Here is a 20,627-nt window from a genome sequence, read left to right as displayed (position 1 = left end):
AATATAGGAGAGTGGAATCATGCAAAATAGTATCGATGTACAAGAAATATTGAAACCAGCAATTTGGGATCAAGTTAGCCTGAACTTATTATCAAAAATGATCACAGAATTTATGTACGAGGAAATCATACACCCTGACATTATTGAGGAAACAGAACGTGGCACCGTTTATCAACTTGTCCTCAAGAAAGGCGAGAGCGGTCAAGAAGTCCGCTACCAATTTGAAGGGAAAAAACGTTTAATGGACAGCTATCGAATTGATCCAGAAACGATCCGTTGCCTACGAAATGGAGAATGGAAAAAAGGCAATAAACCGATTCAATTTCTTTTAGATATTCAACAAATGGTCGGAATGAAGCCTTTGACAACAGCACATCTCATGAAAGAATATAACAACACCTTAGTAGCAGATGCCCATATTCTACAGAAAAAAGAGCAGCAAAGTGTGGAAGAGCTAGTCGATATGGATTATGGAGAATTAGAAGGAGAGATGGAAGGACATCCATGGATTACATACAATAAGGGACGAATTGGATTTGATTACCAAGACTACCTTTCTTATTCACCAGAACAAAAAAAGCGAGTGAAGCTTTCATGGGTAGCCGTTCATAAGGATTATGCAACCTTTCAGTCTGTTTCAACAGTAGATTATGAAACGTTACTTCAAGCAGAGCTAGGGAAGGAAAGATTCGAGCATTTTATGGAACTTTTAAGTAAAGAGGTAGAATCTGTAGATTACCTGTTCCTACCTATCCATGAATGGCAATGGAATAATATCATCATTCAGTATTTCCCAGAGGATATCGCTCAAAAACGAATCATTCCTCTTGGCGAGGGAGAAGATGAGTATCTTCCGCAGCAGTCGATTCGGACGTTTGTGAATACAAGTGACAAAGGCAAACATCACGTTAAATTACCAATGAGTATTTTAAATACGTTAGTATACCGTGGTCTCCCTGGGGAACGAACCGTTGTCGCACCAATCATTACGGAGTATATTCACAGCATCCGTGATCAGGATTCTTTCTTGCGAGATGAATGCCGATTGATCTTGCCTGGAGAAGTGGCTAGTGTAAACTATGACCATCCATATTATTCAACGCTTGTGGGAGCACCTTATCAATGTCTTGAAATGTTAGGTAATATTTGGCGTGAGAGCATCTACTCATTTTTAGACGAAGGAGAACAACCAATCACATTGGCTTCTTTGCTTTATGTAGACAACGCAGGCAAGCCATTTGTGGCATCCTTAATTGAAAGATCGAAGTTATCGGTTGATGAGTGGATAGAAAAGCTATTTAGCGTAACATTGCCACCACTCTTGCATTATCTTTATCAATATGGAACGGTGTTTTCACCACACGGACAAAATACCGTATTAGTGTTAAAGGATTATGTCCCGCATCGTTTAGCGATGAAAGACTTTGTGGATGATGTCAATGTTAGTGACGAGCCACTTCCTGAACTACAACAGTTACCGGAGGAATTAAAGCCTATTCTTCGCAGTGAAGGGGCAGAAGGGTTATGTCAATTTATTTTCACGGGGCTTTTTGTCTGCCATTTCCGTTACTTAGCTGATATTTTGGAAACCTATTATCAATATGATGAGGAAAGATTTTGGTTTTTACTACGAGAAACGATACTTGCTTACCAAAGCCGTTTTCCAGAACTTACGGAAAGGTTCGAACTGTTTGATTTGCTAAAACCATCTTATACGAAGCTATGCTTAAACCGTAACAGAATGATTGATTATGGCTACGAAGATGATGACGATCGCCCACATGCATCTGAATTTGGAAACGTTCAAAATCCGTTGCATTTCGTAGCTAAAGAAAGAGTGACATCGTAAGCGGGATGCTGCATAGTTATAACAAATTGCAGTGATCATCATAACGCCTATATTTTAAGATAAATAAACGCTAGGATAGTGGCTGATCCTAGCGTTTATTATTACCGTTTTTCTAAACTATTATTTGAATTCATCTTCTATTGACTATTGCTTCAGCCATGATTGGTGTGGATACCTTCCTTGTTACTTCTCATGACTTACTGTTAATATATAATGCCTGAGATAGTCCTTAGGACACAAAAAGAGGATATATATACGGTTCTAATATACTCATTACGTTCGCTATTTCTAACTATTATAGGGTATATTTACATATTTACAACAGGTGTTCTTGTATTATACGATTTAAATCGTAATCATTACGATTTAAATATAGGATTAACCAAGGTGAGGTGGATGCAGTGGATGAAAAAGAGAAATACATCTTTATAATCTGTTTAAAATTATTAGAGTTTGAAATTAAAGAGCTTGGCGTTCTCTCAAAGAAAAGGTCAACTTGTTATGATCTTTTAAGACAAAAAATTGATACTCTATCCTCGTTTGTAGTCTCTGAAAGTAACAGAATGTTATGGGAGAAGTGGGGAGGAGATCCAGAAGTGAAGAAACAGACTAATAATTTGAGAGAAATGATTGTTCAAGCAATCTGTGATTTAGAAAAATATGAGTCTAAACAAATTATCGATCAAGACATTAATACTGGCTCTTATTTTAAAAGTCTTTCGGAACAGGTTGAGGTAGAGACTAAAACTTATGATATTAATGAAAATTCTTATGTCTTATTTATTGGTGCCGGTGCTCTCCCAATATCAGCCTTAGCAATTGCTAATAAAGCGAATGCTCAAATGGTTTGTATCGATATTGATATTGATGAAGAAGTAATACCCTTAGCAGAACGAGTCACAACTAGTTTTAGACTTGATTCGCTTGTATCTTTCTCAAATTTAAAGGCATCTAGTTTACCTACAATTCATAAAGTTACCCATGTAATTGTAGCATCATTGGTAAAAGATAAGGACGGAGTAATCTCAGATTTATATGGTGTACTTAAACCAGAGTCAAAAATAATTGTGAGATATGGGAATGGATTAAAGTCAATATTCAATTACCCATTAGAAAAAAACAATTCGTTACTTTGGAATTGGCGAAAAAGAGAGAGAAAAAAGCAATTTTATGATACGGCGCTAGTTAAATGGTTCTCCACAAATAATGTAGGTGTAAATTAAGGAGAGAGGAGGAAATCTTATGAAGCTCTATGAAGTACAGGCTAATGCTAAAAATAAGACGGAGTTAGGAAGAGTATTAATTGTTGGGACTGGTCCAGTGGCTGTTCAGCTTGCCATCATACTTTCAAAGATTGGTATAAAACAAATTGGCATGGTAGGTCGGAGGAATACATGGAATTATGGATTGAAAACCCTTTATGAATCAGATCAACTTTTATTTCACTCTGAGATACATAAAAAAGGCTATCCTATTTTTGAAGGAAAGGTTAAAATAACAAGTTTTTTTCTTCACCTAAAAGACGTAGATCAACCATGGGATACCATCTTTTACTGCACTCCAAGTGATACATATTCATCTGTAACCAAAGAAATCAATAATCACTTTTTATGTAATTTACAAACTATCGTTTTAATGTCACCTAGTATTGGAGCGAACTTACTCGTTAAAGGTCAACTAGAAAAGGATATTGAAGTGATTAGTCTATCTACTTATTTTGCAGCAACAAAATGGAAGACAATAATCGAAAAACTCAGGTATGTATTACGAAAGCAATAAAAAAAAGGATTTATATCGGTTCAACACAAGGTGTTTCAAAAACTTGTTCATTCATGAAATCATTAATAGAAAGAATTGGTGTTGAGTGTACCATTTTAAAAAGTGCATTAGCAGCTGAGAGTAGAAGTATCACCACTTATGTTCATCCACCACTATTTTTGAATAGAATGGCTTTACATGACATTTTCTTTGGAGAAGGTGCTAAAAAAAGCATGTACAAACTGTTTCCCGAAGGACCGATTACTCCACCTGCAATAAAGAACATGGTATCTTTATGGAAAGAGATCTCAACGTTTTTACAATCGTTTGGAATTACTCCTTTTAATTTATTGAAATTTTTAAACGATGATAACTATCCAGTTCATGAAATGATGTTGTCGAGGACGAACATAGATGGTTTTATGAATTGCGACAGTCTTGAGCAAGAGTACTTATTATATGTGCGGTATACCGGACTATTAATAGATCCTTTTTCAGAACCGGATAAAGAGGGAAGATATTTTGATTTCTCGCGAGTTCCTCTTGAACGGGTAAAACAAGTAGAGGGTAGATGGGAAATTCCTAGAGTACCGTTAGAGGATTACAAGAAACTAAAGCTATTGTCGAAACTAGCTTATTGTTTAAAACAGGATCTTCCGACAGTTAATGATTTAGTACAAAATTTTGAAGAGGTCGTTTCCTTGTTTGGAAGCAAGGAGGGTTTAAACTTTGACTTGGAGGATTTCCAACAGCAATTAAATAACGAGGTTTCATTCATACTAAAACATTATCAGGATAATGAAGCGAAATAGAACTATTTGTTTCTTGAACAAATATTGGAGGTTTTCTAGTGAAAAATGGTGTCATTCTTGCTGTTGCATCAGCGTTTATTTTTAGTATTATGAATGTCTTTGTCAAGGCAGCTAGTGAGACAATTCCGGTTTCTGAAATTGTTTTTTTTCGAAGTGTAATTGGTACGCTAATCATTTTATTTCTGATGAGGAGAGCAGATGTTTCTTTTTCAAAAAAAGGGGTTCCGATGCTAGCTCTTAGGGGATGTTGGGAGCTTTGTATTTGCTCGCGTACTTTTATACCATTGCCCATATTCCATTAGGAGATGCTAGTATACTTGCTCATCTTTCTCCATTCTTTGCCATTTTGTTATCTGCAATCTTTTTGAAAGAAAAAGTCAGTAAAAACATAATAATAGTTTTTCCATTCTTTGTTATTGGGGCGGTATTATTAATTAACCCTTTTAGTTATAGCTCCTATACATTGTATGCCCTAGTGGGGGTACTTAGTGCATTATTAGCTGCTGGAGCAGCCACGAGCATTCGTTTTTTGACCAAGTCTCACCATAAGTATGAAATTGTATTTTACTTTCTTGCAACCGGGACAGTAGTATCTATTCCACTTATGTGGTATGAATTTGTAATACCTTCATTTATTGGTTGGGTTTACCTAATTTGTATTGGTGTCGTCTCTCTAATTGGACAGCTCGTCTTAACAAGTGCTTTTACTCACGAAAATGTTATGGTTGTCGAGGTTGTTCGTTACATAGGGATTTTCTTTAATATGCTCTGGGGGTTCATTATTTGGGGCGAGACACTAACGATCTTTTCAATATTAGGTGGTACACTTATTATAGCCGGATCTATTGCTCTTTCAAGACGTAAAAAAGAAATTCTATCTGTTAAACAAGATACTATTAAAAAAGGTATTTCTTAGAAATGATAATCATAATAAATGAAGTACTGTTTGTTCATGTATAAATTTCACACAGTATATAAATGTATAAGCCACCTTATCAATAAGTTGAAAAAACAAATAATTATTGGTTACTGACAGGAGCCTTTAGGCTTCTGTCTTTTTCTTAGGCTGTTTTCGCAATGATTATTGCTTATGAAATTAAAGAAGGAAAAAATTCACTTTAATATGATTAGTGCAATCATCCTCCTTTCAATAGGTGGATCTAAATGTTATAGTGTTAATGTGAATATATACACTATAACAGTAAAAAAGACAGCGTTTATTTTAATTTTTCCTAGGATAGAAAAAGAGGGGATATACTATGGTACAACAAGCCTTTTGGTTAGCGGAGAAAGAACTGAAATCAAACTGGATTGCACTTATATTTACCGGAACTGCTACGGTTTTCTATGCTCTGCTTTCCATTATTCTTCTTGAGCAGGATTCAAGAAATTTATTCGGTACGGAGACGATGTATTATAATAATTTTTTACTTGATATCACCTTTTAGTAAAAGATTACGGATGGATGATAGCGTTGATTTCTGTCGTGATGGGATTAATTGGTTGTTATGTATGGAATACATTACTCAAACTTCGTTTAGTCAAAAGAGATTATTTATAATGGAAGGAGGATGGAAATATGAAGTTGCCAATTCGTGTCTCCGAAGAAAGCAGAGAGCCGATTTATCATCAAATTGAAACACAAGTTAAGGCGCTTATTGTAAGTGGTCAACTTCCATCTGGTACCCCGCTTCCTTCCATTCGAGCAATGTCAAATGAGTTAGCGTGTAGTGTCATTACAACAAGAAGAGCTTATCAAAATTTAGAAACTTGCAGTTTTATTAAAACAGTTCAAGGAAAAGGCACATTTGTAAAAGAGGTAGAAGGGTTAAGAAAAGAAGAGACAAAGCAAAAGGTTGTTTATGATGCCTTTGTAAAGGCATTTGAACATGCAGAGCGAATGGGCTGTTCTGTAGAGGACATGCAGAAAGTCTTTAATGTCGTTATACATAACAAAACGAGTGGAGGGTGAACATGAATAACGTAGTAGATCTAGTTTGGTTAACGAAGCATTTACAACAGACCTATTTGGAAGTGGATAGGCAATGAGATAGGTGTGATTTTCAAACTTATACGGTTATCAGTATAATAGCTGACAACCGTTTTTTTTGTCGAAGTTTTGTAATCAAAATTGTTGAAAATGAAGATTTACTTGAACCTCCAAATAAAGCAGAACAAATGTCGTTGTCAGTTGGCAAAACGACAATTAAATCAGGTTATCGATTAGCTTGTTTAGCCAAATTTAAATAAGATGTACATATAAATTTCAACTACCGAACTAGCAAGATTGAAAAGCCCACTAATAGAAGTCTTTCTAATTAGCGAGCTGTTGATTGGTTTTAAGCCTAATATGAGTGGGTTTCTTAATTCACAGGGTGTTACACGTTGCTAGCTAAGTGAAGCCATTGCACCCATTTTTTAGACATTCTCTATTGCTCAAAAAACGAGACTAATTATGAACAAAAATAAACGCCAATAATGATCAACAAAATAAATAATACAAGAATCAATATAAAGTCTGTTCCATAACTGTAACCGCTCTTTGTATCATCAACTGGTCCTCCGTACCCATATCCACAATTGTACCCATAATAACTCATTGAGATTCCCACCTTTCCAATATAAGAACACATAAATAACAATCTAGATTGAAAGAATTAACTAACAAATAGTTAGTGAGGTCCTGAGCTGCTTTCTCATTTATCCTATGCAGGATTATGAAAAGTGACAAAAGCCTATAATGAGAATTTGTCCTAACAGGCTGAAAAACAGAGTGGATCGATAGTACGACTTTATAGATTGCACTAGAAAGAGAAATGGTCATTTCTGTTCGGATAAAACATAGACTAGCTCTATATGAACTAATTAGAGCTAGTACTTTGCGGGTCTATCAAAGTTGCCGAGAGTATCCCTTTTTCAAATTTTTGTCAGGAAATTGAGTGGGGCAGCGTTCATAATGGATATAATAGGGGGAGGTAGTGAAATGGACAAAGCATCAATTTCACGTTTTACAGTTCTTATTGCAGCGGTCATTAATGCAGTTTTAAATTTACTTGGCTATCAAACGATCTCAGAGCAATTTATTAATGATGTAGTTGCAATCATTTCAGGAGTTTATTTTATTTGGGCAGGTTGGAAAAATAATTATTTAAGTAAAAAGGGTCTTCAACAGAAAAATGTACTAAAGAAACATAAGCTTCATTAATGAATAAGGGTGTCTCTTAACGATACTGGATCCAATGAGACACCTCATATAACATGGTTTCAGTTGTGGTTTGTGAAGTGATATTCAGAACCATGTTACATATAGAATGACCTAATCCTTTCATAATTATGAATTTAAAAAGTGAATTTTTAAAAATTAGCGAATCGTTTTCTTATTGCATGTTTATTGACTATTTTTATATTGTAATCGTACTGTCTATCACTAATAATGAAAGTGAGGTGGTTAGATGAGTAAAAAGACAGTTCTATTGATCATGTATGTATTATCTTTTATGTTTTTCGTACGCAGTGTTTTTCGAATCATAGTGAATGAAGGAACAGGTGGCTATGGCATGGTGATTGTTAGTGCTTTAGTGATGACGTTTATTCTTCGTATTTATTTAAAAGAAAGAAGAAAAGAGAAGGGAAAACAAGACGTTGAAACAGCATCCGAATAATGGGGATGCTGTTTTCTTGTGGAGGAGAGAAGGAGCTTCTGTAGTAAAACAACAAAAAAAGAACCTGCCCAATAAATGACAAGTTCGCTTACCTTTAATGTATAGTCCGAAATACGCCAATCACTTTCCCTAGCACCGAACATTCTTTTAGAAGAATTGGCGCCATTGTGGAATTTTCAGGCTGCAGGCGAATATAATCTTTTTCTCGGAAAAAGCGTTTTACCGTTGCTTCGTCATCTTCAGTCATCGCAACAATGATGTCTCCATTATTAGCAGTTTGCTGCTGGCGAACAATTACCATATCACCATTGAATATCCCTGCTTCTATCATACTATCACCTTGAATGACAAGAACGTAAACTTTGTCATCAGAAACAAGGTGTTCAGGTAGTGGAAGATAATCCTCTATATTTTCAATTGCAGTAATCGGTAGACCAGCAGTTACTTTCCCAAGAACTGGTACATATGTAGTTTTTTTATCTGGAAGTGAAACAGCTTCGTTTTCAAGGTTCAACACTTCAATTGCTCTTGGTTTCGTAGGATCTCTTCTAATAAAACCCTTTTTTTCTAAACGTGAAAGATGTCCGTGAACAGTAGAACTTGAAGCAAGGCCAACAGCCTCTCCAATCTCTCGTACGGATGGAGGATATCCTTTCTTTTTCACTTCTACTTTAATAAAGTCTAGTATTTCGAGCTGTCGTTTTGATAGCTTTGTCATTTAGTACACCCCACTTACTTTCCTAATTAGCTAAATTGTACCATGCGAACGTACGTAATGCAAACGTTAGTTCTGAAAAAAGCATTGACACAAACGAGTGTTCGTATTATTATTTAAACGAACAAATATTCTTATCGAGGTGGATACAATGATTAAACGTTTTACAAGTCAAGAAATTTTTATAATTCTAGCGGCAGTGTTTGTATTGCTCTTTATGTATATAACGATTATTTTGTCGGCATCGTCAAGTGAAGCAAGTGATGTAAATGATGAAATTGATCAGAGTATAGTTTCTGTTGAGATTGAATCTATGTTCGAGCAAACTAGTAGTCAATATCGTATTCTAGCTTTAAATATAGGTGGCGTGGGCAAGAACAATGAATAAGGCGATTATCTATTGTCGTGTCAGTACCGATAAAAGGGATCAAGATACTTCATTACAAAGACAAGCTAATGAACTTGTGAGATTAGCTAATCTGCATGATTTAGAAGTAGTAGATATTATTGAAGAAAGAGCAAGTGGATATGATGTAGATCGTGAAGGGATGCTTACTGTATTAGCGCGTTTAGGAGAAGGAACGATTCAAGCTTTATTAATTCAAGATGATACGCGATTAGGAAGAGGACATGCGAAGATTGCTCTATTGCATCAATTACGAAAATTAAACGTCCAAGTGTTAACTATACAAGACAATGGCGACTTATCCTTATCAGAAGCAGATGAGATGGTGTTAGAAATAGTCTCCATTGTAGAGGAGTTTCAACGTAAGTTACATAATAGCAAAATTAGAAGAGGGATGAAAGAAGCTATTAAAAATGGGTATCGTCCTGAATCAAATTTAAAAAGAGGGTCTAGTGGTGGTCGAGCGAAAAAAGAAGCTCCTTTAGAAGAGATTGTAAGACTTCGAAAAATGGATCTAACGTTTCATGACATTGCAGCAACATTAAGAGGATTCGGATATGATATTTCCAAAGCAACCGTTCACAGGCGTTTTCAAGAATATCGTAATCAGCAAATGAGAGAATAGACTGACTTCTTTGTTTTAAGCCTGCTATGTATGGGTTTCTCAATCCGCAAGCGCAACGTGCGGAGCCATTGCCGCTTCTTCGAGGATCTATTTAAGGTCTTTTTTTACTTTTCCAGTGCCCGCCTTTATACAACCGGCTATTTTAGTTGAAAACATCGTTCTGATCATGTAAAGTAGGGAAATGAATGTTTGTCGAAAGAGAGGTTTCTCACGTGCTATCAAAGGAAAAGCTAAGTAGAATTAATGATTTGTCTAAACGGGCGAAAACAACAGGATTAACGAAACAAGAAGAAAAGGAACAACAAGCGCTACGTAAAGAATACATTCAGACATTCCGTAAATCGTTTAAAAATCACCTTCATTCCGTTACGGTTGTGGATGAAAATGGAAACGATGTTACGCCGGATGCTTTAAAAGAAAGCAAAAAAAATCAAGATAAACCTATGCATTGATAAGTCTCCAGTTTCGTCTTTTGGAGGCTTTTTTTGTAGAGACCTGCCGATTACTTGAATGCTTGTGAAAAATAAGGATACAGTATAAGATGAAAAAGGTAGTAATACATTTTAGTTTATTTTGGAAGGTAGGGGTATTAGAATGTCAAAACAAGTAGAACAACTTGCAGTTAATACAATTCGTACACTATCAATTGACAGTATTGAAAAAGCCAATTCAGGTCATCCAGGTATGCCAATGGGAGCTGCACCTATGGCCTATAGCGTCTGGACGAAATTTATGAGCCATAACCCAGCAAACCCAGAGTGGGCAAACAGAGATCGATTTGTCTTGTCTGCAGGTCATGGGTCAATGTTGCTTTATAGCCTATTACATTTAACAGGTTATGACTTGTCTTTAGAGGATTTACAACAATTCCGTCAATGGGGAAGCAAAACACCAGGACACCCTGAATATGGCCACACACCAGGAGTTGAAGCAACAACTGGACCGTTAGGACAAGGGGTCGCAATGGCTGTAGGGATGGCAATGGCCGAACGTCATTTAGCAAGCACTTACAATAAAGAAGATTTCGAAGTTGTGGATCACTATACATATTCAATTTGTGGTGACGGGGATTTAATGGAAGGTGTTTCGGCAGAAGCTGCTTCATTAGCAGGACATCTTAAATTAGGTCGTCTGATCGTCCTTTATGATTCAAATGATATTTCATTAGATGGAGATCTTCACATCTCATTTTCAGAGAGTGTGGAAGATCGTTACAAAGCTTACGGTTGGCAAGTAGTTCGTGTAGAAGATGGGACTGATCTGGACGAAATCAATCGTGCCATAGAAGCAGCGAAACTAGACGATCGTCCGACTTTAATTGAGGTGAAAACCGTAATTGGCTACGGCTCACCTAACAAATCAGGAAAATCAGCTTCTCACGGTGCACCACTCGGAAAAGACGAAGTGGCTCTTACAAAGACCTCATATGAATGGACACATGAAGAGGAATTTCATATCCCACAAGAAGTAAGTGAATTATTTGCTGCTGTTAAAGCAGAAGGTGAGAAAAAAGAAGCAGATTGGAACGAACTTTTCGCGAAGTATAAGCAAGCTTATCCAGAATTAGCTGCTCAATTTGAGCGTTCTATTACTGGTGAATTACCAAAAGGTTGGGACTCAGAAGCACCTGTTTATGAGCCTGGTTCTAGTGTGGCAACTCGTTCGTCTTCAGGGGAAGCATTAAATGCTTTTGCTAAAAAAGTTCCTGAATTGTTCGGGGGATCTGCTGATCTTGCTGGCTCCAATAAGACCTATATGAAAGATCTAGGTGATTACTCTCGTGACAACTACGAGGGACGTAATATTTGGTTTGGAGTCCGTGAATTTGCAATGGGTTCTGCTGTAAATGGAATGGCACTTCATGGTGGAGTGAAAGTATTTGGTGCTACTTTCTTTGTATTCTCGGATTATTTACGTCCAGCTATTCGATTAGCGGCATTAATGAAACTGCCAGTTATTTATGTATTCACTCATGATAGTATAGCTGTAGGGGAAGATGGACCTACTCATGAACCGGTTGAACAACTTCCCGCCTTACGCGCAATGCCAGGTTTGTCTGTTATTCGTCCTGGTGATAGCAACGAGACGGTTGCGGCTTGGAAAGTCGCTCTAGAAAGTAAGGATACACCAACAGCACTTGTTTTAACGAGACAAAATTTAAAAACTTTAGATCATACAGGCGAACTCGCGTATGAAGGTGTTAAAAAAGGTGCGTATATTGTTTCTAAATCAAGTGGGACAACGGACGTTCTTCTTCTTGCATCTGGTTCAGAAGTACCATTAGCTGTGGAGGCGCAAGGAGTTCTTGAAAAAGATGGAATCCATGCTGATGTTATCAGTATGCCAAGCTGGGACCGTTTTGAAGCACAGCCTAAGTCTTACAAAGACGAAGTGATCTCACCAAGCGTGAAGGCGCGTCTTGGAATTGAGATGGCAACTTCATTAGGATGGTCTAAATATGTAGGCGATCACGGTGATGTTCTTGCCATTGATCAATTCGGTGCATCTGCACCTGGAGAGAAGATCATGGACGAATATGGGTTTACTGTTGATAACGTAGTTGCAAAAGTGAAAGTGCTTTTACAGAAATAGTTTTACATGGAACTGGCTCTTTAGGTTGATTCTAACTTCTTTTGAGGATAGAAGCTGCCTATGTGAGTCAGTTTTCTTTATGTTCGACAAAACTAGTGGTTATCTTCTCCGATTTCAGACAATCATTTTACTAGTGCTCTCGTATACTTAGAGAAAACAAAGTACGAGAGGGTGTCCATGATGAGACATTATGAGTTATATATTTTTGAAGAAGATGTTGCTCGTCAATATTACGGACAAGAATCGAAATTATTTTATCTTTTTCTAGAACACGAGAAGGCGAAAGGGTCACAAAAAGAAATTTTACGAAAACAAATTCAATATATTACAAAGCCAATTCCGTCTCTTCTCTTACAACAAAAGTTAAAACAAAATTTAGTGAAGGTCGAGGAGTACAGAAAGAAAAAGAATACACATGTTATTGAAATGAATGAACGTGATTCTAAAGCAGAATTAGTAATTGAAGCAGATGCTCTTTATTTAACTGCGGCAGGATCTTTTGAAGTGGAAACCATGTTTTTTGAAATTCTTAGAAAATGCGAACCTGCATTTTTTGCATTTTCAATTGAAGAACACCGCTATGGTTGGTTGAAACCACTGAAACAAGAGGATTTCTTACGAACAAATCAATTATAATTTTCGCTTGCTCATGATATTTTTCTGAAGTGCTTTTAAATCCCTTGTCATTAAGATATAATAGATAAGGTTAATTCGGGAATGATCCCGATCAGGTTTAGATAGCACGAAGGAGGACGTTGGACTTATGTGGATTCATATTTTAGGGTATACACTAGCTGTTGCTGCTGGTCTTGCAATTGGCTTCTTTATAGCACGTAAGACGATGATGTCTTATTTGAAAAAGAACCCACCGTTTAATGAGCAAATGCTCCGTGTCATGATGATGCAAATGGGCCAAAATCCATCGCAGAAGAAAATCAATCAGATGATGAAGGCGATGCAAAAACAACAAACAAAATAGTTTTTGATGGACAAGCACCTCATTTTTTGAGGTGTTTTTCTACTTAAATCTTTTTCATACGTAGGAAGTTAATAGCGAGGAGAATGGTCTGTGTCAACTGTAGAGGTAAAGCAAATTACGTTAGCTGATGTATCATTCGAAGAAGATATTTTGATTGATGTTCGCTCCCCCGCAGAATTTGCTGAATATAAAATTCCAAATGCAATTAATGTTCCGCTCTTTTCGAATGAAGAACGAGCAAAAATTGGGACAACATATAAACAAAAAAGTAGAGAGGACGCTGTAGAGCTCGGCTTATCGATGTATGCACCTAAAATTCCTTCCTTTTTCCAGAAGTTAAAGGGATTACAAGTAGAAATGCCGAATAAACGTATGGTTATTTATTGCTGGAGAGGTGGAATGCGTAGTAAAACGATTGCGGGAACAGTCGGTTTATTAGGAGTGGAGTGCTATCAGCTAGAAGGAGGAATACGCTCATTTAGACAGTATGTGCGGGAAGGGTTAGAACAAGTTGCCCGAAAAAAGCGTGATTATGTTGTGATTGCTGGACATACAGGTTCTAAAAAAACGGAGATCCTTTCTATTCTTAAAGAAAGAGGGTATCCAGTTATCGATTTAGAAGAGCTTGCAGGTCATAGAGGGTCGATATTTGGACATATAGGAATGAACCCAAAAAGTCAAAAGCAGTTTGAATACTTATTACTGGAACAAATACAACAGTTAGAAAACTCGAGTTACATGATTATAGAAGCAGAGAGCAAACGAATTGGCCATATTGTTCTTCCCGATTTCATTATTAAAGGGAAAGAAAATGGAGTAAGAGTTGAGCTCGATTATCCGCTTTGGTCTAGAGTTGAGCATATTTATAACACTTACCAACCCCAGAAATATAAAGAAAACATCCAAGAGGCAATAGGGAAATTGCGTAAATATTTATCTACTCAGTTGTTAGATGAACTTGACGCTCTTCAACAGAAAGAAGATTATAAGACAATCTTATCAAGATTTTTGGAAGAATATTATGATCCAAGATATGCTCATGCTTCTTCAAAATATCAAACTACAGCAACCCATCTAGCATTTGAAGATTTGGATACAGGTGTTGAAAAGGTAGTTTCGTTTATTGAAAAGATGGTACAAAGATAGAAGACGAACCACGTCACGGTCTTTAGGAGAGGTGTCGTAGTTAATAGATGGAGCACTAATTTCTTAAGCAAATGCTCTATAATTCCGAAGAGAGAACCAACTTCATTTTTGAAGTTGGTTCTCTTTTTCATTCTGGTTTTCATAATGATTTAACAATGAATCTAATTCTTGGCTAAGAGTCAGGACGGCTTGTGATGATAGTCCTTTAATTAGGGCTAGCTCTATTAATTCACTTCGTTTTTGTTCAATGATTGTTAGTAATCCTTCGCTCATAGAGATTCCCTTCTTCTCTAAATCTTGTAATAATTATACAAATTACTGACTAAATTTACAACCTTTACTGGAGGAAAGGTAAGGAAACAATTTTTGGGAAAGGTGTATAAAGTCCGCGTTCGAAATTTCCATTCCTTAATTACGCACCGCAGAGAATGAAAACAATCGCTTCGAGTTTGCTAGTTGAAATGAATTGAAACAAGAAGAACTTTCCTGTATCTTAAAGAGGGATTACCTTCACCGTGTCAATGAGAAAGGGGTGAACAGCTTGAATGACATCTATGTTTGGCTAACATCTATTGGAGCGATGGTCATGGCATCATTAGCTATTATTATTCGAGTAAAAGCAACGAAAAGACCGGTTTCAGAAAAGAAGATTATCTTTCCTCCTGTTTTTATGTCAACCGGATTCTTAATGTTTTTATATGAGCCAGCTAGACCAGCTTTTTTACAAGTATTAGAAGCTGTTGCTGTAGGAATGGTTTTTTCGATTCTCTTAATAAAAACATCGAAATTTGAAATTAGGGATCAGCAAATTTATTTGAAAAGGTCAAAAGCGTTTGGATTTATCTTAATCGGCTTATTGCTTGTGAGGATTGTCTTTAAGTTGCTAATAGGAGATGCAATAAATGTTGAAGAACTAGCAGGAATGTTTTTTCTTCTTGCTTACGGGATGATTATACCTTGGCGTATTTCAATGTATATAAACTTCAAGAAGATCGAGAAAGAACTTGATTCAAATTGCATGGTGCCTGCACAAACGTGAGTCTAGTTCTAGACAACTTCCAATATCTACGAAAGTGGTAGTTTAGAACTGAATCATTTGTAGCTACGAAAGGCAGACAAGGTAACCTCTGTCTGCTTTTTAAGATTGTATTGAGGTTGTCTGAATCAAAGATGAAAGAATAGCAAAGGGATTCCCTTTGCTATTCTTTAGGTGTGCCCGGCATGTCTAACAGCTAGGTGGTGAAAGTCCACTACAGGCTTGGCAGTGGGAACTGTTAGCGAATGGCAAGGGTGTCTAGGGTGACCTAGAATCTGAAGGAAGCCGGACGCAAAATCTCGAGACAACGAACAGAAACTGGATATAAGGCTGACTGGAGACGGACGAGTTTGCCTAACGAAACGAAGTCCTACACTGCCCGAATCTCCTGCAGTAAATCCAGTGTCTACGAGAGGAAAGCGGTTAGACTTACCCGGGGAGGTCTTACCGGGGTTTTCGAGATGAAGAAACTTCATAAGAAAACAACGAACTCAGTGATGAGCTCGTGAACGGTAAGAAGTCAGCAGAGGTCATAGTAATCCAATGGATGAAGGACCGAACAATAAGAATCTTGGAACTAACGGAGGTGAGAAGTAAGTAACAAGAGGCTGGATCAACTATTATGGAGTTGGTCTAATGAAAACCTATGTACAACAAATTGATCGATGGATACGCCGACGGATTAGGCAAATGATCTGGAAAAGATGGAAGAGGATTAATACTCGCTTTAAAAGCCTAATGAAATTAAAAATTCCCAAGCAAAAGGCATGGGAATGGGCAAACACTCGGAAAGGATACTGGCACATATCGAACAGCTTCATTCTAAATACCTCTATTCAAAATCATCTTCTTGAACGCATTGGATTACTTAATCTAACACGCTTATACTCTACAATTCATTCCAAACACACTTAACTTATTGAACCGCCGTATACGGACCCGTACGTACGGTGGTGTGAGAGGTCGGAGGCTAATTGCCTCCTCCTACTCGATTATCCTCTTCAGAAAGTTGTTTTAGTGACTTGATTTTCCCGTGGGGATTTTGGGCTTCTTTACGTTTTCTGAATTGTCTTTCTTCTTGTCGTTTTGATTGTGTCATACTATTCCACACCTTTTTTGTTTAATGAATACTAACGTCAAACTATAATGTATTTTGCCACATAGAATGTAAACTATTCTTACACCTTGGTTAATGCTTAATTTGGCAATTTAGTCAGCTTTTGGATTAACTGTTCAAAAAAAGAGGATGCACAATCTTTTGTGTCATCCTGTCGTACCAATTAAATAATTATGATGTTTCTAACAAATCTTGATATGGTGTCATATCGATATTTTTTTCGCGTAATTTCTTTTTGAGGAATTTATGGTCTCGTTTAGGCGTTGCTAAAATATAACCTTTAATAATATAATCTTGTGTCAAATGGTCAATTTCATCTTGCAGCGCAAGTTCCCCGATTTTTCCTGCTATCTTTCCTTTCGCAACATCGCGAAACAATTCAGGAACGGGTTCAACTAAGTCGTTTAATAATTGACGTTGCTCCTCTTCCCAAAGATGTAGCGTTTGTTCAATGTAATAATCTTGCCAGTCAAGAATTGATTTGCCATCTTCTTTTGGAAATCGTTTTAGGAATTTTCGAAACATAAAATACCCACCAATAAACATCACTGTTATTAGAAAGATTGTCCATAAGACAATGAACCACATAAACCAAGTAGGCATCATTTTTCACCTCAGCTTTTTTAACATCTTTATCCTACCACAAAAAACATTGTGCTGGAAATAGTATAGATGATTCCATAATCGAGATACGTTTGGTAAGATGAATAATCGAGGTGATAATAATAATGTTGTATTTAATTAGCTATGCGTTTCATATGCTAGTCTCGTTTTTGTTTTTTTTGCTTATTCCGTTTCCATTTTTAATCAAGGGGAGCTTATTGGATGAGCCAGGCAGATTTGACCTATTGTTACGCATTTACAAACGAATCATTTGGTTAGCACATGGTGGAGTAATAATAGCACTCATTTCTGGTTTTATAATGTCTACACAATGGGTAAGTGTTTGGTTTGTAAGTGTATTGTTCATTTGGCTTGTTCTGAGTGCTCTCTTAGGGATGACGGCGAAAATGGTTCGAATCATTTTAGAAAAGAAGGAAAAAAATGCAGAAGTTGTAGAAGAAATAAATAAATTACGATTGTATAGTCTCTTTCTTATGGCTGGGATTATCACGATGTTTTTCATGAAATTTCTCCTCTATATCTAAAAAATGGTAAATGTTTGGTATTGTTTTTGTGGAAACTAACAAATGAAAAGAGATACGTTTTGCGAAGTAAACAATGTCAAGTTCCTTTGAAATGGCTATACTGACAATAAGTAAAGTATTTGTTAGAGGAGGACATACCATGTTAATTGGAGTTCCAAAAGAAATTAAAAACAACGAAAATCGTGTAGCGATGACACCAGCAAGTGTTATGACACTTGTACTGGCAGGTCACCAAATCATTATCGAAAAAGGTGCTGGACTTGGAAGTGGATTTGAGGACAGTGCTTTCATTCAAGCTGGAGCTGAAATTGAAGCCGACCCAGTAGCAATTTGGGGAAAAGTAGATATGATTATGAAAGTAAAAGAACCACTTCCATCAGAGTACAACTACTTCCGTAAAGGTTTAATTTTATTTACGTATTTACATTTAGCTGCAGAACCTGAACTAGCAAAAGCGTTAGTTGAAAAGGAAGTTACAGCTATTGCTTATGAGACGGTGCAAGTTGGACGTACTTTGCCATTACTGACTCCTATGAGTGAAGTTGCAGGAAGAATGGCTGCTCAAATTGGAGCACAATTTCTTGAAAAACCCAAAGGTGGAATGGGGATTCTCCTATCAGGAGTACCTGGTGTGCAACGCGGAAAGGTAACTGTTATCGGTGGTGGAGTTGTAGGAACGAATGCAGCTAAAATTGCGATGGGTCTTGGGGCAGATGTGACCATAATGGATTTAAGTCCAGATCGCTTGCGTCAACTAGACGATTTGTATGGAACAGATATTCAAACGTTAATGTCAAATCCTCTTAATATTGCAGAGTCAGTAGCAGAGTCAGATTTAGTCATTGGAGCAGTTTTAATCCCAGGTGCTAAAGCGCCTAAGCTTGTAACGGAAGCAATGATTCGATCAATGAAACCAGGATCTGTCGTTGTTGATGTTGCGATTGATCAAGGTGGGATTATTGAAACTGTTGACCGAATTACAACTCATGATGAACCGACTTATATAAAGCATGATGTTGTTCATTATGCAGTAGCAAATATGCCTGGTGCCGTACCTAGAACGTCAACAATTGCGCTAACAAATGTTACGATTCCTTACGCTCTTCAAATTGCGAGTAAAGGAGTTCATCGTGCATTAGCAGAGAATCATGCACTAGAGCTTGGTTTAAATACAGCAGCGGGTGCTATCACGTATGCTGCCGTAGCTGAAGACCTAGGGTTTGATTATCTTCCTGCAGCTGAAGCGCTAGAGAGGGTATAAATCATAAAGAGGTTGGACTTAGGTGGAGGCACTGAAAAGGTGAAAATCGACCTTTTTCATTATCCTCGACATCGGTCGGCCTTTTTCTTCATTTCCCTACTTTTGGACACACGCCCATATATTAAAAATACAAAAATACTCTCGTACTAACGCTGTAATTTATTATCTGATAAAATAAGGTAGCAAATATGATTAGTCTGCTCTTAGATTAATTCTAGTTATATGGTGTGAAGAAAGGAAGGTAATCACATGGATCAAGAAGAAGTGTTAGGCGTTTTACAGAAGCTCCGAAATAATGAAGTGGATTCATATCGAGTAGCGAAAGAAGAGTTTCTTCATTTCTGTGCGGTATTATTGAAGCAAGAGGATGCTATTGACTTTCGTGGTAATGCACAGCATCATGGTGAGACGATCTATACATATGAACCAGGTTGGACAAAATAAGGATAATAGTGATAACTTGATTTGCCTGTACATATAGTTAGGTAAATACTATACCAAAGAAAGTGCCTGTTACATTAAAATGGGTGCTTTCTTTTTCTTTTAGATCAGACTGGTGGACTTTGGTTTAATGGAAAGCTAGTAAATAAAGTAGTAAGTGCGATGTCTTCAGCTCAAAATGCTCATGGTGGACAAGAAGCAACTATTCTTTCATTGAAGGTTATCTTTCCTGGAACGATTGTTAAAACGAAATGTTTCAGCTTAATTTGATTTACTCTAATGGATCGTTTTCTTTGCTATACGTTTGTTTAACCTTTAATTAAATAAAACAGCTGTTTAAGGTGAAGAAACAGCGGGAAAGTGTAAAGCAAGGAGGGGTTATAATGAATCAATACGAGAAAGAATCAAATGTAAAGCATCGAAATAAGGACAAACTTGCCTTTAAACAAAGCAAAAAAAAACAAGCTGAGCGAGATCAACTCGTTATGCCGGTTGATGAACTGCCTTTAGAAGAAATAAAACATGAAGCGGAAGACGAGAGAAATAAAAAGAAAACAAAAAATGATTCATCAAGTGAGAAGGGAGAATAGTTGTTTTTCTGTTTGAATGAAAACATCTTTTGTTCTCTTAAAGTCATTGGTGAATGGTTTGATTAAGTAGCTTGTCTTTATTTTGGCAAAAAAATAATACATAAAGACGCTCACATCCGTTGTTGATCGCATACTATGTATCAACAATAAAGAACGGAGAGATGAGGATGGCTACGAATAAGAAAAAGAAAAAAGTGACTCCGAAAGTAGCGGCAAATGAAAAGTACCAATACACTTTAAAACTCGTTACGTCAGAGACCTGTTTTACTTGTAAACAACAGTGTCCACGGGGATTGGCTTATTTAGAAAAAATGAGTGTACCTGGGGCTATAGGCAAAGGCGTCCCTTGTAGGTTAACGAAAGGTAAAGGATTTAAATAAGGAACGATGCCAAATAAATAATCAAACGCAGGGCTAAACTAAATAGGTTAGTCCTTTTTTTTATTGTTTAAGAGAATCTGTGTTCCTATGTGATTTTTCTTTAAGTTGCG

Annotated in this window: 26 protein-coding genes and 3 pseudogenes; 24 read left to right on the top strand and 5 right to left on the bottom strand. The window is 36.8% G+C overall.

Features of this window, described 5'->3' with window-relative positions:
* Positions 1-19: 19 nt before the first annotated feature.
* The 7 genes and pseudogenes from SAZ04_RS16370 (at position 20) to SAZ04_RS16335 (ending at position 6,391) form a co-directional block, all read left to right on the top strand.
* The gene (locus SAZ04_RS16370) at positions 20-1,849 is read left to right on the top strand and encodes an IucA/IucC family protein (protein ID WP_332697178.1); all 1,830 of its coding nucleotides are present in this window, start codon (positions 20-22) and stop codon (positions 1,847-1,849) included.
* A 401-nt stretch (positions 1,850-2,250) separates the two neighbouring features.
* Positions 2,251-3,072 (top strand): nicotianamine synthase family protein, encoded by an 822-nt coding sequence (locus SAZ04_RS16365; RefSeq protein ID WP_332697176.1) that lies wholly within the window; start codon positions 2,251-2,253, stop codon positions 3,070-3,072.
* A 19-nt stretch (positions 3,073-3,091) separates the two neighbouring features.
* Positions 3,092-4,419: pseudogene (locus SAZ04_RS23535) on the top strand (opine metallophore biosynthesis dehydrogenase).
* 38 nt (positions 4,420-4,457) lie between these two features.
* On the top strand, positions 4,458-4,721 hold the full coding sequence (locus tag SAZ04_RS16350) for an EamA family transporter (RefSeq protein ID WP_332697170.1): 264 nt from the start codon (positions 4,458-4,460) through the stop codon (positions 4,719-4,721).
* On the top strand, positions 4,682-5,335 hold the full coding sequence (locus tag SAZ04_RS16345; RefSeq protein ID WP_332697168.1) for a DMT family transporter: 654 nt from the start codon (positions 4,682-4,684) through the stop codon (positions 5,333-5,335). The genes SAZ04_RS16350 and SAZ04_RS16345 overlap by 40 nt, the downstream gene beginning before the upstream one ends.
* 343 nt (positions 5,336-5,678) lie before the next feature.
* Positions 5,679-5,867, top strand: a complete 189-nt coding sequence (locus SAZ04_RS16340; protein WP_332697166.1) for a hypothetical protein — start codon at positions 5,679-5,681, stop codon at positions 5,865-5,867.
* A 131-nt stretch (positions 5,868-5,998) separates the two neighbouring features.
* The gene (locus SAZ04_RS16335; RefSeq protein ID WP_332697164.1) at positions 5,999-6,391 is read left to right on the top strand and encodes a GntR family transcriptional regulator; all 393 of its coding nucleotides are present in this window, start codon (positions 5,999-6,001) and stop codon (positions 6,389-6,391) included.
* A gap of 481 nt (positions 6,392-6,872) precedes the next feature.
* Here the strand turns inward: SAZ04_RS16335 and SAZ04_RS16330 are convergent, their stop codons facing one another.
* Positions 6,873-7,019, bottom strand: coding sequence for a YjcZ family sporulation protein (locus tag SAZ04_RS16330; protein WP_332697162.1), 147 nt, complete (start codon positions 7,017-7,019; stop codon positions 6,873-6,875).
* 383 nt (positions 7,020-7,402) lie between these two features.
* Here SAZ04_RS16330 and SAZ04_RS16325 point away from each other — a divergent pair, with 383 nt between their 5' ends.
* Both SAZ04_RS16325 and SAZ04_RS16320 read left to right on the top strand, forming a co-directional pair.
* Positions 7,403-7,624: a phage holin gene (locus SAZ04_RS16325; protein ID WP_332697160.1), complete on the top strand. Its 222-nt coding sequence runs from the start codon at positions 7,403-7,405 to the stop codon at positions 7,622-7,624.
* Positions 7,625-7,871: 247 nt separating this feature from the next.
* Positions 7,872-8,081 (top strand): hypothetical protein, encoded by a 210-nt coding sequence (locus SAZ04_RS16320; protein ID WP_332697158.1) that lies wholly within the window; start codon positions 7,872-7,874, stop codon positions 8,079-8,081.
* 94 nt (positions 8,082-8,175) lie between these two features.
* Here the strand turns inward: SAZ04_RS16320 and lexA are convergent, their stop codons facing one another.
* Positions 8,176-8,799, bottom strand: a complete 624-nt coding sequence (gene lexA / locus SAZ04_RS16315) for a transcriptional repressor LexA (RefSeq protein ID WP_332697156.1) — start codon at positions 8,797-8,799, stop codon at positions 8,176-8,178.
* A 148-nt stretch (positions 8,800-8,947) separates the two neighbouring features.
* On the opposite strand from lexA, the gene SAZ04_RS16310 reads away from it, so the two are divergent.
* The 7 genes from SAZ04_RS16310 (at position 8,948) to mnmH (ending at position 14,544) form a co-directional block, all read left to right on the top strand.
* The gene (locus SAZ04_RS16310) at positions 8,948-9,184 is read left to right on the top strand and encodes a hypothetical protein (RefSeq protein WP_332697154.1); all 237 of its coding nucleotides are present in this window, start codon (positions 8,948-8,950) and stop codon (positions 9,182-9,184) included.
* Positions 9,177-9,827, top strand: coding sequence for a YneB family resolvase-like protein (locus tag SAZ04_RS16305; protein WP_332697152.1), 651 nt, complete (start codon positions 9,177-9,179; stop codon positions 9,825-9,827). Before SAZ04_RS16310 ends, SAZ04_RS16305 begins: the two co-directional genes overlap by 8 nt.
* A gap of 212 nt (positions 9,828-10,039) precedes the next feature.
* The gene (locus SAZ04_RS16300; protein ID WP_332697190.1) at positions 10,040-10,279 is read left to right on the top strand and encodes a DUF896 domain-containing protein; all 240 of its coding nucleotides are present in this window, start codon (positions 10,040-10,042) and stop codon (positions 10,277-10,279) included.
* A 142-nt stretch (positions 10,280-10,421) separates the two neighbouring features.
* Complete coding sequence (gene tkt, locus SAZ04_RS16295) at positions 10,422-12,419, top strand: transketolase (protein ID WP_332697150.1); 1,998 nt, start codon at positions 10,422-10,424, stop codon at positions 12,417-12,419.
* 177 nt (positions 12,420-12,596) lie between these two features.
* Complete coding sequence (gene sirA, locus SAZ04_RS16290; RefSeq protein WP_332697148.1) at positions 12,597-13,055, top strand: sporulation inhibitor of replication protein SirA; 459 nt, start codon at positions 12,597-12,599, stop codon at positions 13,053-13,055.
* Between the two features lie 127 nt (positions 13,056-13,182).
* Positions 13,183-13,398: a YneF family protein gene (locus SAZ04_RS16285; RefSeq protein WP_332697146.1), complete on the top strand. Its 216-nt coding sequence runs from the start codon at positions 13,183-13,185 to the stop codon at positions 13,396-13,398.
* 90 nt (positions 13,399-13,488) lie between these two features.
* Positions 13,489-14,544 carry a tRNA 2-selenouridine(34) synthase MnmH gene (gene mnmH / locus SAZ04_RS16280; RefSeq protein WP_332697144.1) on the top strand — a complete coding sequence of 352 codons (1,056 nt, stop codon included), beginning with the start codon at positions 13,489-13,491 and terminating at the stop codon, positions 14,542-14,544.
* Positions 14,545-14,646: 102 nt separating this feature from the next.
* Here mnmH and SAZ04_RS16275 read toward each other — a convergent pair whose 3' ends face one another.
* Positions 14,647-14,817 (bottom strand): aspartyl-phosphate phosphatase Spo0E family protein, encoded by a 171-nt coding sequence (locus SAZ04_RS16275; RefSeq protein WP_332697142.1) that lies wholly within the window; start codon positions 14,815-14,817, stop codon positions 14,647-14,649.
* A 268-nt stretch (positions 14,818-15,085) separates the two neighbouring features.
* Between SAZ04_RS16275 and SAZ04_RS16270 the strand changes: the two genes are divergently transcribed.
* Both SAZ04_RS16270 and SAZ04_RS16265 read left to right on the top strand, forming a co-directional pair.
* On the top strand, positions 15,086-15,583 hold the full coding sequence (locus tag SAZ04_RS16270) for a CcdC family protein (RefSeq protein ID WP_332697140.1): 498 nt from the start codon (positions 15,086-15,088) through the stop codon (positions 15,581-15,583).
* 606 nt (positions 15,584-16,189) lie between these two features.
* A pseudogene (locus tag SAZ04_RS16265) lies at positions 16,190-16,495 on the top strand (group II intron maturase-specific domain-containing protein); the annotation flags it as partial.
* 55 nt (positions 16,496-16,550) lie between these two features.
* On the opposite strand, the gene SAZ04_RS16260 reads toward SAZ04_RS16265, so the two are convergent.
* Both SAZ04_RS16260 and SAZ04_RS16255 read right to left on the bottom strand, forming a co-directional pair.
* Complete coding sequence (locus tag SAZ04_RS16260; protein ID WP_332697138.1) at positions 16,551-16,679, bottom strand: DUF6254 family protein; 129 nt, start codon at positions 16,677-16,679, stop codon at positions 16,551-16,553.
* 189 nt (positions 16,680-16,868) lie between these two features.
* Positions 16,869-17,303 (bottom strand): DUF2621 domain-containing protein, encoded by a 435-nt coding sequence (locus SAZ04_RS16255; RefSeq protein WP_332697136.1) that lies wholly within the window; start codon positions 17,301-17,303, stop codon positions 16,869-16,871.
* 122 nt (positions 17,304-17,425) lie between these two features.
* Between SAZ04_RS16255 and SAZ04_RS16250 the strand changes: the two genes are divergently transcribed.
* The 6 genes and pseudogenes from SAZ04_RS16250 (at position 17,426) to SAZ04_RS16225 (ending at position 20,517) form a co-directional block, all read left to right on the top strand.
* Positions 17,426-17,845, top strand: a complete 420-nt coding sequence (locus tag SAZ04_RS16250) for a hypothetical protein (RefSeq protein ID WP_332697134.1) — start codon at positions 17,426-17,428, stop codon at positions 17,843-17,845.
* 139 nt (positions 17,846-17,984) lie between these two features.
* The gene (gene ald / locus SAZ04_RS16245; protein WP_332697132.1) at positions 17,985-19,106 is read left to right on the top strand and encodes an alanine dehydrogenase; all 1,122 of its coding nucleotides are present in this window, start codon (positions 17,985-17,987) and stop codon (positions 19,104-19,106) included.
* A gap of 249 nt (positions 19,107-19,355) precedes the next feature.
* Positions 19,356-19,550, top strand: a complete 195-nt coding sequence (locus tag SAZ04_RS16240) for a hypothetical protein (RefSeq protein WP_332697130.1) — start codon at positions 19,356-19,358, stop codon at positions 19,548-19,550.
* A gap of 99 nt (positions 19,551-19,649) precedes the next feature.
* Positions 19,650-19,763, top strand: a pseudogene (locus SAZ04_RS16235) (NAD(P)H:quinone oxidoreductase, type IV); the annotation flags it as partial.
* A gap of 167 nt (positions 19,764-19,930) precedes the next feature.
* On the top strand, positions 19,931-20,137 hold the full coding sequence (locus SAZ04_RS16230; RefSeq protein WP_332697128.1) for a hypothetical protein: 207 nt from the start codon (positions 19,931-19,933) through the stop codon (positions 20,135-20,137).
* Between the two features lie 167 nt (positions 20,138-20,304).
* Positions 20,305-20,517 carry a hypothetical protein gene (locus tag SAZ04_RS16225; RefSeq protein ID WP_332697126.1) on the top strand — a complete coding sequence of 71 codons (213 nt, stop codon included), beginning with the start codon at positions 20,305-20,307 and terminating at the stop codon, positions 20,515-20,517.
* Positions 20,518-20,627 lie beyond the last annotated feature (110 nt).

Source organism: Halalkalibacter lacteus, from assembly GCF_036663595.1.
Taxonomy (GTDB): Bacteria; Bacillota; Bacilli; order Bacillales; family Bacillaceae_D; genus Halalkalibacter; species Halalkalibacter lacteus.
Note: the sequence above shows the minus strand (reverse complement) of the source record. Positions and strands in the feature narration are given on the sequence as shown.